The 13,973-nt window shown below is 72.0% G+C and carries 12 protein-coding genes and 3 pseudogenes; 4 read left to right on the top strand and 11 right to left on the bottom strand.

Annotated elements, in window-relative coordinates:
- Positions 1-17 precede the first annotated feature (17 nt).
- The 3 genes and pseudogenes from DVH02_RS01145 to DVH02_RS01135 form a co-directional block, all read right to left on the bottom strand.
- On the bottom strand, positions 18-1,220 hold the full coding sequence (locus tag DVH02_RS01145) for a glycoside hydrolase family 1 protein (RefSeq protein ID WP_114621760.1): 1,203 nt from the start codon (positions 1,218-1,220) through the stop codon (positions 18-20).
- 45 nt (positions 1,221-1,265) lie between these two features.
- Positions 1,266-2,183 carry a carbohydrate ABC transporter permease gene (locus tag DVH02_RS01140; RefSeq protein WP_114621759.1) on the bottom strand — a complete coding sequence of 306 codons (918 nt, stop codon included), beginning with the start codon at positions 2,181-2,183 and terminating at the stop codon, positions 1,266-1,268.
- Positions 2,180-2,998 (bottom strand): annotated as a pseudogene (locus DVH02_RS01135) (carbohydrate ABC transporter permease); the annotation flags it as partial. The gene DVH02_RS01140 and the pseudogene DVH02_RS01135, both read right to left, overlap by 4 nt.
- A 267-nt stretch (positions 2,999-3,265) precedes the next feature.
- Here DVH02_RS01135 and DVH02_RS01130 point away from each other — a divergent pair.
- Entirely contained in the window at positions 3,266-4,315 is a 1,050-nt protein-coding gene (locus tag DVH02_RS01130; protein WP_114621758.1) for an acetylxylan esterase, read from the top strand.
- Here the strand turns inward: DVH02_RS01130 and DVH02_RS01125 are convergent.
- The 6 genes and pseudogenes from DVH02_RS01125 to DVH02_RS01100 all read right to left on the bottom strand — a co-directional run bounded on the left by DVH02_RS01125 (position 4,287) and on the right by DVH02_RS01100 (position 9,132).
- Positions 4,287-5,342 (bottom strand): annotated as a pseudogene (locus tag DVH02_RS01125) (LacI family DNA-binding transcriptional regulator). The gene DVH02_RS01130 and the pseudogene DVH02_RS01125 overlap by 29 nt on opposite strands.
- Before the next feature lie 226 nt (positions 5,343-5,568).
- Entirely contained in the window at positions 5,569-6,861 is a 1,293-nt protein-coding gene (locus DVH02_RS01120) for an MFS transporter (protein ID WP_158575820.1), read from the bottom strand.
- Between the two features lie 249 nt (positions 6,862-7,110).
- Positions 7,111-7,896, bottom strand: coding sequence for a cytochrome P450 (locus DVH02_RS01115; protein WP_325051314.1), 786 nt, complete (start codon positions 7,894-7,896; stop codon positions 7,111-7,113).
- A gap of 83 nt (positions 7,897-7,979) precedes the next feature.
- A complete protein-coding gene (locus DVH02_RS01110; RefSeq protein ID WP_114621755.1) occupies positions 7,980-8,189 on the bottom strand; it encodes a ferredoxin in 210 nt (69 codons plus the stop codon).
- Complete coding sequence (locus DVH02_RS35860) at positions 8,125-8,562, bottom strand: DoxX family protein (protein WP_233517972.1); 438 nt, start codon at positions 8,560-8,562, stop codon at positions 8,125-8,127. Before DVH02_RS35860 ends, DVH02_RS01110 begins: the two co-directional genes overlap by 65 nt.
- A gap of 240 nt (positions 8,563-8,802) precedes the next feature.
- The gene (locus tag DVH02_RS01100; RefSeq protein WP_114621754.1) at positions 8,803-9,132 is read right to left on the bottom strand and encodes an antibiotic biosynthesis monooxygenase family protein; all 330 of its coding nucleotides are present in this window, start codon (positions 9,130-9,132) and stop codon (positions 8,803-8,805) included.
- A gap of 708 nt (positions 9,133-9,840) precedes the next feature.
- Between DVH02_RS01100 and DVH02_RS01090 the strand changes: the two are divergent.
- Both DVH02_RS01090 and DVH02_RS01085 read left to right on the top strand, forming a co-directional pair.
- A pseudogene (locus DVH02_RS01090) lies at positions 9,841-10,353 on the top strand (cytochrome P450); the annotation flags it as partial.
- 232 nt (positions 10,354-10,585) lie between these two features.
- Positions 10,586-11,908 (top strand): hypothetical protein, encoded by a 1,323-nt coding sequence (locus DVH02_RS01085; RefSeq protein WP_114621753.1) that lies wholly within the window; start codon positions 10,586-10,588, stop codon positions 11,906-11,908.
- 187 nt (positions 11,909-12,095) lie between these two features.
- On the opposite strand, the gene DVH02_RS01080 is transcribed toward DVH02_RS01085, so the two are convergent.
- Positions 12,096-12,464, bottom strand: a complete 369-nt coding sequence (locus DVH02_RS01080; RefSeq protein WP_114621752.1) for a VOC family protein — start codon at positions 12,462-12,464, stop codon at positions 12,096-12,098.
- Between the two features lie 97 nt (positions 12,465-12,561).
- Here DVH02_RS01080 and DVH02_RS01075 point away from each other — a divergent pair, with 97 nt between their 5' ends.
- Positions 12,562-13,005 carry a MarR family winged helix-turn-helix transcriptional regulator gene (locus tag DVH02_RS01075; protein ID WP_233517970.1) on the top strand — a complete coding sequence of 148 codons (444 nt, stop codon included), beginning with the start codon at positions 12,562-12,564 and terminating at the stop codon, positions 13,003-13,005.
- A gap of 248 nt (positions 13,006-13,253) precedes the next feature.
- Here DVH02_RS01075 and DVH02_RS01070 read toward each other — a convergent pair whose 3' ends face one another.
- A complete protein-coding gene (locus tag DVH02_RS01070) occupies positions 13,254-13,748 on the bottom strand; it encodes a hypothetical protein (RefSeq protein WP_233517969.1) in 495 nt (164 codons plus the stop codon).
- Between the last annotated feature and the right edge of the window lie 225 nt (positions 13,749-13,973).

Raw genomic sequence — 13,973 nt, 5'->3', positions numbered from 1 at the left:
CGGTCGTGGGCCGGGTGTCAGCCGGCGGTACGGGGGAGCGTACGGGTGCGGCCCATCGCGCCCAGCCAGGTGGCGGACGGCTTCGGCAGCCGCTCGAAGGTCTCCGGGTCCCAGCCGATCAGCCCGAACGTCGGCTTGTAGGAACCCCACTCGTAGTTGTCCAGCGCGCTCCAGGCGAGATAGCCGTCGATACGCAGGCCGTCCTGGAGCGCGGCGGCGACCTCGTTCAGCGCGCCGGTGTAGTAGTCGACGCGGCGGCCGTCGTCGTCGGTGGCGATGCCGTTCTCGGTGACGATCAGAGGTACGTCCGGGCCGACGACCTCGGCGGTGTGACGCAGGGCGTGGCCGACGGCCGACGGGTAGTACTCCCACTGGGTGAGGGTGCGCTCGGCGTCGTCGGCGGTGGGGACCGGGCCGTCGGCGCCGATCCTGGTCCGCGTGTAGGACTGCACGCCGATCCAGTCGTCGTCGCGGGCGGCCTCGATGAAGACGTCCTCGCGGGGGTGCCGGTAGGCCGCGGTGACGTCCTCGGCGCCGGGGAGCGCCTGGTAGACCTGGTTGGCGATGGTCCAGCCGACCCGGATGGCGGGGTTGATCGCCCTGACCTCCTTGACGGCCGCGTGGTGGGCGGCGATCACGGCGTGGGTGGTCTCCTCGTCAGGGGTCGGCAGCCCGGCCGGCGGGAAGCCGACGTCGCCGCGCCTGGCCTGGCCCGCCATGACGGCGATCATGTTGGGTTCGTTGATGGTGCAGACGTGGCCGACGCCCTCGGAGATCACCGGGGCGCAGGCCGCGACGTACCGGGCGAACAGTTCGGTCGCGCCTTCGGCGGTGAAACCGCCGCGCTCCTCGAACCACTGCGGCACGGTGAAGTGGTGCAGGGTGACCATCGGACGCAGGCCGCGCTCGACGGCGCCCTCGACCATCCGGCGGTAGTGGGCCAGCCCGGCGCGCGAGAAGCGGCCCTCGGCGGGCTCGATGCGCGCCCACTCGATGGAGAAGCGGTAGTCGGTGAAGCCGAGGCCGGCCAGCACGTCCATGTCCTCGCGCCAGCGGTGGTAGCTGTCGCAGGCGTCGAGACTGGGCTCCTGGATGTGGGTGCCCGCGGTGTGTTCCTTCACCCACCAGTCGCTGTTGGTGTTGTTGCCCTCGATCTGGTGGGCGGCCGTGGAGGCGCCCCACAGGAAGCCGTCGGGGAAGGGGACGTGGGTGTGCGTCATCGCGAAATGTCTTTCCGGTGGGTCGTACGGGGTGGGGGAGGGGGGCTACTTCATGCCCGCCGTGGCGATGCCCTGCGTGAAGTGCCGCTGGAGGGCGATGAACACCACCAGGACCGGCAGCACGATCAGGAAGGATCCGGCCATCAGCATGCCGTTCGATCCGCCCGCCTTGTTGGGGTCGGTGGCGAAGGTGGCCAGAGCGACCGGCAGTGTGTACTTGTCGGGGTCGTTGGTCGCGATGAGCGGCCAGACGAAGTTGTTCCAGGACCCCAGGAGCGTGAAGATCGAGAGCGTCGCCAGGGCGGGCTTCACCAGGGGCATCACGATCCGCCAGAAGATGTACCACTCACCGGCGCCGTCCATCCGGGCCGCTTCCAGCAGCTCGTCCGGGATCGACTGCATGAACTGACGCATCAGGAAGACCCCGAAGGCTCCCGCGGCGAACGGCAGCACCAGCCCCGCGTACGAGTCGATCAGCCGCATCCTGCTCATCAGCACGAAGAGCGGGAGCAGCATCAGGTTGCCGGGCACCATGAGCGCGCCCAGCACCAGCACGAAGATCTTGTTGCGCCCCACGAAGTTCAGCTTGGCCAGGGCGTATCCGAGCATGGAGCAGAACACCAGGTTGGACATGGTCACGAGGACCGCCACGATCACCGAGTTCATGAAGTAGAGCGGCAGATCGAGCTTGTCGAGCAGGTCCCGGAAGTTGTCCAGGGTCCACTCGGTCGGGATCCACACGGGCGGGCTCGCGGTCAGCTCGCCGGGCGTCTTGAAGGCGGACAGGACCATCCACAGGAACGGCGCCGACATGATCAGCAGGCCGAGCGCGAGCAGCGCGTAGACCAGGATCCGCTTCTTCGAGGGCCGGGTACGGCGACCGGCGGGCCGGTCCGGCTCCGGGGTCCCGGGCCGCTGGGACGGCGCCGTCGCCACGGCGCCCGGGGTACTGGTGGCGCTCATTTCGTGTTGTCCTTCAGCAGTCGGAGCTGCAGCACCGTGATGCCCATGATCACTACGAAGAGGACATACGCCATGGCGCTCGCGTAGCCCATGTGGAAGAAGTTGAAGCCCTCGCGGTACATGTTCAGCGACACGGTGAGTGTCGAGTCCGAAGGCCCGCCCTGCGTCATCACGAACGGTTCCTCGAACACGTTGAGGTAGCCGATGGTGGTGATGACCGCCGCGTAGAGCAGCGTCGGCCGCAGCAGCGGAACGGTGATCCGGCGGAACTCCTGCCAGAGCCCGGCGCCGTCCAGCCGCGCCGCCTCCCGTACCTCGGTGGGGATCGCCTGGAGTCCGGCGATGAAGAGCACCATGACCGTGCCCAGATTGCGCCAGACCGCCATCGCGATCATCGAGGGCATGGCGAGGGTCTCGGAACCGAGGAAGTCCGGTGCGGTGAGCCCCACTTCGGAGAAGAGGGCGGCCACCAGGCCGTCGCTCGGATCGAGTACGAAGCGCCACACCACGGCGACCGCCACGATGGTGGTGACCACCGGGGCGTAGAAGCCGACGCGGAAGAAGGTGCGGGCCCGGTCGATGCCGTTGTTCAGCAGGACGGCCACGACCAGTCCCAGGAAGACCGTCAGTGGCACACCGACGACCACGAAGTACGCCGTGTTGAAGAGCGACGTGAGGAACTTGTCGTCGTTGAAGAGCTTGACGTAGTTCTCGAAGCCGATGAAGTTCGCGTCGAACGGGCGTGTGACGTTGCGCAGCCCGAAATCGGTGAAGCTCATCGCCAGGGTGGCGAGGATCGGGACGGCCATTTGAACGGTATACGCATATTTTGTCGCCGTGTGCGCGGTGTGACCGATTCCGCTCCCCGGCTCGACCGGACTCGACCGGCTTTGACCGGGCTCGACCGGGCTCGGCCGGAGCCGCCGAACTCGCCGGGAACTCGCCGGGGCTCGCCTGGACTCGACCGGACCCGGTCGGCCGGTGAGGGCGGAGCGGCCGGTGTGGGCGGTGAGGTTGGTGTGGGCGGTGAGGTTGGTGCGGCCGGTCCGGCGGTCCCCGAGGCGGCCGATAGTGTGGCGGTCATGGCCGCGTTCGCGCATGACTTCCCGTTCGACCCCGCCCACGGCTGGACTCCGGACGAGTCCTCGCCCGCCCCCGCGCCCGCGGCCCCGGACGATTTCGCCGCCTTCTGGCGTGCCCGCCACGCGGAGGCCCGCGAGGTCGCCACGGACCCGGAGCTGGGACCGGTGGAGGACGAGCGGGACGGCGTACGGATCCACGCAGTGACCTTCACCTCGGTGGGCGGGGTGCGGCTCGGCGGCTGGCTCGCGCTCCCGGCCGGGGGCCCGGCGGCGTACGGGTTCGTGGTCGGCCACGGCTACGGCGGCCGCCACGCGCCGGGCCCCGACGTACCGTTGCCGCTGCCCGGCGCCGCCGCGATCCTGCCGTGCGTACGGGGCATGGGCGCCCGCGGGCGCGTGCCGGGCATCCCCGACACGGCCGACGAGCACGTCCTGCACGGCATCGCCTCCCGCGACACGTATGTCATCGGTGACTGCGTGGCGGACCTGTGGTGCGCGGCCTCGGCCCTGCACGAGCTGGTACCGGAGCTGGCGCCGACGGCCGGCGGGGCGCCGCTCGGCTATCTCGGGGAGAGCTTCGGCGGCGGGCTCGGCGCGCTGGCGCTGCCCTGGGACGAGCGGTTCGGGGCCGCCCAGCTGACGGTGCCGACCTTCGGCAACCACCCCTTGCGGCTCACCCTGCCGTGTGTCGGCAGCGGAGAGCCGTTGCGCGCCCACCACCGGGTACACCCCGAGGTCACCGAGGTGCTGCGGTACTTCGACGCCGCCACCGCCGCCACCCGGCTGGAGCTGCCCACCCTGGTCGCCGCCGCGCTGTTCGACCCCGTGGTGCCGCCGCCGGGACAGTTCGCCGTGTACGACGCCCTGGCCGGGCCGCGCGAGCTTCACGTGATGAGCGCGGGCCACTTCGAGCACCCGGGACTCGACACCGAGCAGGAGGCGCTGAGGGCCGCGCGGCGGCGCTTCTTCGCGGAGCGTACGGCGGCGCCCCGAAACGGCCGGGGGAGCGGCGGCCCTCCGCTCAGCCGCAGCCGCAGCTCGCGCGCCTGACGAGCGAGACCGGCAGCATCAGCGAGACCGGTGCCCGGCCGCTGTCGCCCAGCCGACGCACCAGCAACTCGACAGCCTGCTCGCCCAGTTGACGGATCGGCTGCCGTACGGTGGTCAGCGCGGGCCGTACGATCCGGCCCAACGGGATGCCGTCGAACCCGGTCACCGCGATGTCCTCGGGCACCCGCACCCCGCGCCGCTCCAGCGCGCGCAGCGCTCCCACCGCCATCTGGTCGTTGGCGAACAGCATCGCCTCCGGCCGCTCACCCGCCCGGTCGAGCAGGGCCTCCGCCGCCCACGCCCCCTCCGCCTGCGTCATCATGCCGACCCGCACGTCCGGCGCGTCCGGCACCGGGAGCCCGGCGTCCCGGCACGCCTCCCGGAACCCGGAGAACCGGGCCTCGGCGTCCGGGGACTCGACGCCCCCCGCGACGAACGCGAGCCTGCGCAGCCCGTGGTCCTCGATCACGTGGCGGGCGAGCGCCCGCTCGCCGTCGGCGTTGGCGACCACGATGTGATCCAGGTGGTCGATCTCGCGCGGCCCGGCGAGCATCACGATGGGCAGCCGGTTCGAGATCACCTCCAGGTCCTCCGTCGGCACGGTCCGCGCGAGAACGGCGAACCCGTCGACCCGCCCCGCGACCTTCGCCACCAGGCTCTCCGGCCCGCCTTCCAGCGAGGCGGCGATCAGCAGCGCGTACCCGTGCCGCCGCGCCGCCCGCTCCATGCCCCGGATGATCTAGTCGGAGTACAGCATCACGGCGTCGTCGGCGTCGCTCTCCGCCTCCGCGTCGGCCTCCGCGTCCGGATCGGCGTAGTCCGGGAAGCAGAGACCGAGTACACCGGTGGAGCGGCTGGCCAGGCCCCGGGCGCTGCCGCTGGGAACGTAGCCCAGCTCGCGGGCCGCCTCCAGAACCCGTTCACGGGTCTTGACGCGCACCGAATCGGGGTTGCGGTAGACCCGAGAGACCGTGGCGATGGAGACGCCCGACCGCTCGGCGACGTTGTACACCGTGGGGGCGCTCACCCGACCGACCGTCCGCTTCTTCTTCGTGTGGTTCGTACGGAGTACATGCCAACGCACGTACCGGAACTCTTTGAAAGCGCATTCACCCTAGATCGCCTGCCACGCGGCGAGCAAGGCCGCCCCGCCGCGGCCCTCGTCCGCCGCCTCCCGCCGCGGCCTCCCCGGCCGTCGCCGTACGACCCGGCCACCCGTCCGGGCTGACCGGTCCCGCCCGCGGCCGCGCCCCTCAGCCGCTGCCCCGGTTGACCTCCAACCTCCGCAGCGACCGCACGAGCAGCGGCAGCAGCATCGCCACCGCCGCCACCCCGCCGCCCGCGACCGCTACCGCCGCCGTCCCGAACGCCGCGGCGAGGAGCGGCGTGGACAGCTGGCCCAGGGGGATGGACGCGAACGACAGACACTCGTCGTACGCACCGACCCGGGAGATCAGCCGTTCCGGGATGTGGGTGTAGTTCACCGTCTCCCACACGACGGTGAAGACCTCGGCGACCACCCCCGACACGAACGCCGCGGTGGCCAGCCAGAGCGTGTCGGCGCCGGTGCCGAGCAGGATCATCGGGACGGCCGCCAGGGTCATCGAGGAGAGCGCGGGGACCATGGGCCGCCGCACCGTCAGCCGCACCATCACCACCGTGGCCAGCAGCGCCCCGGTGCCGCGGGCGCTGAGCACCAGCCCCCAGCCCCGCGCGCCGATGGTGTCGTGGGCGATCACCGGGCCGAGGATCTGCCAGATGCCCATGTGGGCGGCGTTGAAGAGGGCGAAGGCCAGGGTGACCGTCCAGATCCACGGCCTGGAGCTGAAGTACTGCCAGCCCTGCCGCAGTTCGCCGAACATCGTCGGCGCGTCCTCGGCGCGCGGGGGCAGGGCGGGCAGCGAGATCCGGGCGAAGCAGACGGCCGCCACGAGGAAGGTCGCGGCGTCGGCGGCGATCGTCCAGCCGCCTCCGGCAAAGGACGTCAGCAGACCGGCGGCGGCCGGGCCGAGGATCCGGGTCGTGTTCCGTACGGAAGCCAGCAGGGAGCTGGCCTGCTGAAGACCGCGCCCCGCCGCCAGATTCGGGACGATGCCGCGCAGCGCGGGCGTCGTGAGCCCCTGGAAGACACCGTTGAGGGCGCAGAGCGGCAGCAGCAGTACGGGGTCGCGGTGGGTGAGCAGCAGCGCCGCCACGCCGGCCTGGCTGAGCCCGGCGCCCAGACTGGTGAGGCGCAGCACGGTGTCACGGCGGTAGCGGTCGGCGATACCACCGCCGAGGACCATCGTCGCGATCATGGGGACCATCGCGGCGCTGGTGACCACGGACAGCCAGGCGGCACTGTCGGTCACCTCCAGGACGCCGAAGGCCAGCGCGATGGGCGACATGGCGTTGCCGGTCATGGAGATCGAGCGGCCGAGGAAGAACCACCGGAAGGCGGGGGAGCGCAAAGGCCGTTCGGCCGTGCGCCCGGTGCCGGACACCGCCGTCGCGTCGTCTTCGGGCGGTTCGGGCTCCCGCTTGCCTGGCGTGTCTGTCTCGGGCACGAGGGGCCACCCTGCCAGTGGGCACGGGCCGCATCAAGTGGTTTTCGCCAGGGGGACGTCGGGGCGGCGGGCGCCGGGCCCACGATGCTCGGGCCTGGTGCCGCCCCGGTCTCGCGTACGCGTTGAGACGCGGCGGGGTGGGCCGGATCAGCTGGATCAGGAAGGGGGTCGCGACGGTCTCGACGAGGGGACCGGCACGGGCAGGGCGTCGACCGGACGGCCGGACCACCGGGCGGAACCCGCGCTCGGCTACGGGCCCGAGACCCGCTCGATCCGAAGATGCCGGGGGCCGCGCAGGATGGGGCTGCGCCGGTACGGCGGTGGATCCTCGGTGAGTTGGAAGCCCTCGATCCGGGGGAGGGCGGCGCGCAGGGCGAGTTGGGCCTCCAGGCGGGCGAGCGGCGCGCCGAAGCAGTTGTGGACGCCGCTGCCGAAACCGAAGTGCTGGTTGTCCTGGCGGGCCGGGTCGAAGCGGTCGGGGTGGTCGAATCGCCGCGGATCCCGGTTTCCGGAGGCGAGGACGAGGATCAGCGGGACACCTCGGGGAATCGTGACGTCCGAGACCTCGACATCGGCGAGGGGAGTGCGCTGCGGCAGCAGATGGACCGGCGGTTCGTAGCGCAGGAGTTCCTCCACGGCCCCGGGCATCAGCTCGGGGTGCTCGCGCAGTTGCCGGAAGGCGGCGGGCCGGCGCAGCAGGGTGAGCACTCCGTTGGTGATGAGGTTGACCGTCGTCTCGTGCCCGGCGATGAGCAGGAGCGTCGCCGTCGCCATCAGCTCCGTTTTGGTGAGGGGTCCGTCGGGGCCCGAGTCGTGCACGAGGGCGGAGAGCATGTCGTCCGCCGGGTCGTCCCGGCGCTTGTCGGCGAGGTCCCCGAGGTACGCGCCCATCGCCTGGCGGGCTTCCAGTCCCGTGGCGCGGCGTCCCTCCTCGTCGCTGCCGGGCGTCAGGTCGACACTGGCGATGATCTCGTCGGTCCAGCCGCGGATCTCGGGTACGTCCGCGTGCGGCACCCCCAGCAGCCGGCAGATCACGGTGACGGGCAGGGGGTAGGCGAAGTCCTCGACGACGTCGATGACGTCCTTTCCCGACGATGACGATCCGGCCGTCTGCCGGCTCAGCGTTCACCGGGGCCCGCCCGCTCACCGACGAGGATGGCCTGCACCGGACAGGCCGCCGCCGCCCGTCGTACGTACTCCTGCTGACCGTCGGGGACGGCGGGCGCGAACATCAGAGCCTCCTCGCCGTGCAGTTCGAACACCTCAGGCGCGAGGAACGCGCACTGCGCGTATCCCTGGCAGCGATTGAGGTCGACAACGATTCGCATCCAGGTTCACTTTTCCGTGCGTCGCCCGCCGTCTCCGTCCTATGTCCTGCGGGCGGCGGGCGCGAGCGGTGCTGGGCCATGGAGGGGCGAGGAGCACCGGTACGGACTCGCCGTCACCGGGCGATGACGCGTACGGGAGAGGCGAACGCGGCGCGATACAGGCACCGGGGAAGGCGATGTCGGGGAACGCGCGGGCACGGAAGTGGGCGGCCGTGGCGCCGGTGGAGAAGAGGACGAGGCAGGTCGCGGCGGCGACCCCGGCGGCCCGGCCCCCGAGGAGCCCGACCACGAGCCCGACCACGAGCCCGGCGACCCCGGGGGCCTTCAGCGCGGCGAGCGCCGGAAGCCGGGAGCCGGGAGGCGGGAGACCCACTTCGGCCGAGTCGGCCAGACGAACCGGGCCTTCGCGAGGTCCGCGACACGGCGGCTCCGCCACCGGCCCGTCAGCGGCCCGCCACCGACCCGTCAGCGGCGTCGGCCCGGGAGAGGTCGGTGCCGTCCGGGCACCCGCCGACGCCACCGACCCCGTCGACCAGGACTTCGTACGCCGCTGCCTGGACAGCGAACCACCCGGACCCGGGCCGACGGCCCCCTGATCCGGCGCGGCTCGTACCTACGGGTTCGCGGGCCCCGTCTGCTGCACGACTTCGAAGGACCATACGGTGGACCCGCTCGCGGCGGGCTTGGGGCGTTCGCCGTTGCCCGCGTCACCGCCCTGGTGTGCCGCCTTCATGGGGCCTTCCATCCATGCCTGGAAGGACGCCTCGTCCTGCCAGCGCGTGTAGACGAGGTAGTTGTCGGTGCCCTCGACAGGGCGGAGGAGTTCGAACCACTCGAACCCGTCGGAGTTCTCCACGGCGTGGGCGCGGGAGGCGAAGCGCTTCTCCAGCGTCTCCCGCTGCTCGGAGGGGACAGTCAGTACGTTGATCTTGACTACGCTCATGAACCCCATCCTGCCGCACGGCGACGCGCGGCGGACAAGCACCCCGTTCCGCGCCGGTACCGGCGCGACCGCTAGGACCTGTCTGACACATCCCGCCTGGCTCGCGGTGTCTGGCACGCACGCTCGCGGCGTTGTCGGGATCACCCCAGTACGTCCAGTACGGGGGCGATCCTCCGCCTTGCGGGAGCGCTCGGCATCCGAAAGACGCATCAAGCGCCGAGGCGGAGGGAGCGAAGCGAGCGCAGCGCACCAGACACCGCAAGCCCCGCCCTACGGGCGGACGGCGCCATGTGTCAGACAGGCCCTGGCCCGGCGGACGAGTTGGCGGAGCCGGTCGCGGCGTGGGACGGCGCTCCGTCGGCGGTGGGCCCCGCGTCGGTGGACACCCGCCCTACGCCCCGGTGCGGTGTGCCAGACCGTCCAGGATGAGGGCCGGCCCCGCCTCGAACGCCGACTCGTGATCGATCGGCGGCACATCGGCAGGCAGCTCCGCGCCGTCGCCGGGGCCGGTGTCCGCCTGCTCCTCCAGCGCGCTGCCGACCGTGAAGCGCCCGGTCGGTCAGCATCGCCATGGCCGCGTCCCGCTCGGGGACGCCGGAGGCGACGAGGAAGGCCATCTTGCGGCGGATCCGGTCCAGGTCCGCGAGGGGGGTGCTGCCGGCGTGGAGCCGTGCCCCGTCGCGGCGCGACAGCAGGGTGCGCCGGAAGCTCCTGCTGCTCCTGGGCGGGCACGAGACCACCGCCAACATGATCAGCCTCGGCACCCTCCTGCTGCTGCGGCACCCCGAGCGACTCGCCCTGATCCGCGACGCGGACGACCCCGCCGTCATCCGCGACGCCGTCGAGGAACTCCTGCGCTACCTCACCATCGTCCACCTCGGCCGCCGCCGTACCGCCCTGGAGGACATCGAGATCGCCGGCCGCACCATCAAGGCCGGAGACGGTGTCATCCTCCTCGGCGAACTCGCCAACCGCGACCCCTCGGTCTTCCCCGAGCCCGACCGCCTCGACATCACCCGGGACGCCCGGCGGCACCAGGCGTTCGGTGCCGGTGCCCACCACTGCGTCGGACAGCCCCTGGCCCGTATGGAGTTGCAGGCCATCTATCCCGCGCTCTTCCGCCGCATCCCCACCCTCCGTGCTGTCGGCGACCTCGACGCCATCCCCTTCAAGTACGACGCCGTCATCTACGGCCTGCACGAACTGCCCGTCACCTGGTAGCCCCGGCCGGACCGCGGGCGTCGTGGCGGGCCGGGCGCGCCGCCCACGACGGCCGTCCCCCGGGACATGACCGGGGAAAAGGGATCTGTCCGGCTCCGTGTGTGGAGAAATAGAAACGGGTCCCCCCGGCGTGCAACCCTCCGGAAACCGGCGGTGTCTGACCTTCGGAGGAACCGTTTTCCCCCGCGGTTCACCATCCTGTTGTCGATGTCTCACCGAGGATGATCCCCACATGGTCCAGATCCCCTCCGGCCGCCGTACGCTCCGCCGGACCGCGGGCGCGGTCGGCGCCGTCGCGCTGCTCGCGCTGGGTGCCGCCCCCGCCATCGCCGCCGACCCCACCACGGGAGTGGCCCTCGGCAAGCTCGGCCCGATCGACGGAGTCAAGCCAGGCGGCGACGTCGAAGTGCCCGCCACCTTCACCAACACGGGCTCGGCTGCGCTGAACAAGGTCTATCTGTCGTACAGCGTGACGCGCGGTCTGAGCCACACGGAGCTTCCCGCCAACTGCCTTCGCTACGAGATCCCTTCGTACGACGAGGCGCCGAGCCGGTCCGAGGCGGTCTGCGAGTTCGAGCAGACCGTCGAGCCCGGTGTCGTCTACGCGCCGGAGAAGACACTGACGCTGAAGGCCGCCGGGCACATCCTGTACGACCGGCTCCGGGTGGTCGTGGGGACCGAATTCACGGGCCCCGACGAGAACGCCTCGGATCCGGTGCGGGGGACCGCCGCGGCCGTGAAGCTCGTCGAGCGGCCCGACGACACTCCGGCTACGGGCGGGGGCGAGGACGCGGACGCCGCCGACATCGCGGTGAACGCGGACAACACGGCCGACTTCCAGGTCTCCGGCGCGGAGTTGCGGGGGGCCGTCGGGGACACGGTCGACCTCAAGGTCAAGTTCACCAACGCCGGGCCGGGCTGGGTGCTGCGGGACCTCGGCGTGGCGCCCGTCGAGGTGCTGGTCGACCTGCCCGAGGGCACGACGGTCACCAAGGACAACGGGTACTGCGACCGGCGGACCGGCGGCGGTTACTCGTGCGGCACGAGCCAGTCGTGGGTCACCGAGGGCGGCGGCGAGACGTACACGTTCAAGGTGCGGATCGACAAGAAGGTGGACGGCGCGAAGGGCTCCGTCGCGCTCGGCGGGCCCGCCCGGCCCTACGACAAGGTCCCGTCCAACGACAAGGCCGACATCACCCTCGACGTGACCGACGGGGGTTCGGCCTCCGGCGGCTCCTCGACCACGTCCGGCGGGTCCGCGTCCGCCTCCGGCGGCTCCGGTGCCGCGACGGCGGGCGGATCGGATTCCACGGGCGGCTCGGCCACCGGCTCGACGGGTGGTTCCACGGGTGGTTCCACGGCCGGTTCGACCGGCGGTGCCACGGCCGGTGAAGCCACGGCGACGGGCGGCGCCGGTTCCGCCTCGACCACCGGGGGCGGCCTCGCCAACACGGGTTCCGGCACGGTCCTGCCCCTCGCGGGCGCGGCCGTCGTGGCAGCCGGGCTCGGCGCCGGTACGGTGCTGCTGGCGCGTCGCCGCGCGGTGCGCGAGTAACCCGCCGACGCCTCGACCGGGCGGACGACACCCCGACAGCCGGACGGCCCACGCTCATTGCCGCGTGGGCCGTCCGGCTGTCGTTGCCGCCGCGCCGCGCCGGGCCGGGCCGGGAACCTGCCAGGAATCAGATGGACGACGCCGGGGAGCACGGACCCTCGGGGGCGGAGGGATGCGGCGGACCCGGTCAGGCTCCGTGAGCGGTCAGGACGTAACCCTCGGGACCGGTGAAGGAGAACATCGGCCCGAACGGGCTGTCCCGCAGGGGGGTGAGGATCTCGACGCCCTCCGCGGCGAGCTTGTCGTGCAGCGCCTGGGCGTCGGGGGTGGAGAACCACAGGGCGACACCGAGCCCGGGGCGACCGGCGTCCAGATCGGTGCCGGGGAGTGGCTCACGTACCGCCAGCGGGCAGGGCTTGGTGTCGAACACGACGGCGCCGGGGGGAGAGGCGGGACTACGGACGAGGCCGAGGTGCTCCTCGCAGAACCGGGCGGCGGCCGCTACGTCACGGACCTGGAGGGCGACGAAATCGGGGCCGTCGATGCGGATGGACATGGGGTTCCTCCTGGATTCAATGTCAGTACTTTGACATAATCGACGCTAGGACACTCCCCCTCGGATGTCAAAGTACTGACATGAAAGGCGGCCCCGCGTGGAGCCACCGCACCCGGCCGACGATGTGCTCGCCCATGTGGGATACCGGCTCAAGCGGGCCCACGCCGCCCTGCGTGGTGCCATGGACAAGGCTCTGCGGGAGCAGGGCCTGACCGTGCCGCAGTACGCGTGTCTCGAAGTCCTGGCCGCGCGGCCAGGCATGTCCAACGCCGACCTCGCGCGCGCCACCTTCGTCACGCGCCAGTCCATGAACGTGGTGATGCGCGGTCTGCAGGACGCCGGACTCATCGACCGGCCGGGCACCGTCGACGTCGGCCGCGCCCGCCCCACCACCCTCACCCCCGAGGGCAGGCGGCGGCTCCAGGGCGCGCAGGAATCCGTCTACGCCATCGAGGCCCGCATGGTCCGCGCCGTCCCCGAACGCCGCCTGGCCGCTCTCCTGGCGGACTTCGACCGCATAGCGGAAGCACTCGACGGCTGACGTCGACGTCCGAGGGGGCATGGAGGCACGCCCCGGGAACGCCGCGGGGGCCGGTGATCAGCCCCGGCGCGGTGGCGGCGACCAGGAGTCCGGTGGGGTTCGGTGGAGAGCCGGTGCGCCCGTCCACTGTGCTGACACTGCGACGCGTCGGCGGCGGCGGCGCCGCGATCCGGTTCCGCCCCGCGCGTTCCTGACCCGTCCGGTTCCCGACGGCGGCGGGCCGCGCGGGACCGTTGTGTGGCTCCCCGTTATGACGGGCTCGGGGCGGGGCCCATCCCGCGCAGCTGCCGGATGGTCCCGCCGAGCTTCGCCTGGAACGGTTCGAGCATCTCCTCAGGCGCGCTGACCACCCAGCGCGAACCGACCAGATACGTGCCTCCGTACATGCCGGCGGTCTCCAGCCACGTCTCCTTGTACCGCTCCTCGGGGAAGGTGGTGATGGCGTAGTCCGCCTCCCGCGTCTGGCAGACCCCCACCCGCAGTTCCTCCGCCTCGGTGCGGATCTTGACCTTGCACCCGGTCAGGTTGGCGATCACCTCGACCCTGGCGGGCGCCACGGCCACGATCTCGGGGGCGGATGTCTTCGACCGGCCGCGCTGCGGCGCGGCGTCGTCCTCGCCCCCGTCGCCGCAGGCCGAGGCCAAGGGCAGGATCAGCAGGCTGCCGACGAGGGCGCCGCCGCGCAGCAGGCGGGCGGCGGACAGGTTGCGGCCGGTGTGTCCTGGCGGTTGACGCTGTGGCACGTCGCCTCTCCGTCTCCGAGCTGTTCCCGCCCGCGCGGGCGGTCAGGCGTACGAGCGGAGATACGGACGAACTCCGGTGTCCGTTCATTCCGTATGCCATGGCAGGTCCGCGGGGTGGCCGGCCGATCAGGGCGGCGGAGCGGTCGGCCGATCAGGGCGGCGGAGCGGCCGTCGGCCTCGATGACGCCCTGAGGGTGGTGGAGCCCAGACGCCAGCCTCGTGTCC

The sequence above is a fragment of the Streptomyces corynorhini genome, assembly GCF_003346515.1.
GTDB classification, from domain to species: Bacteria; Actinomycetota; Actinomycetes; order Streptomycetales; family Streptomycetaceae; genus Streptomyces; species Streptomyces corynorhini.
The sequence above is the reverse complement of the archived record's forward strand: the minus strand, read 5'-3'. Positions and strand labels throughout refer to the sequence as shown.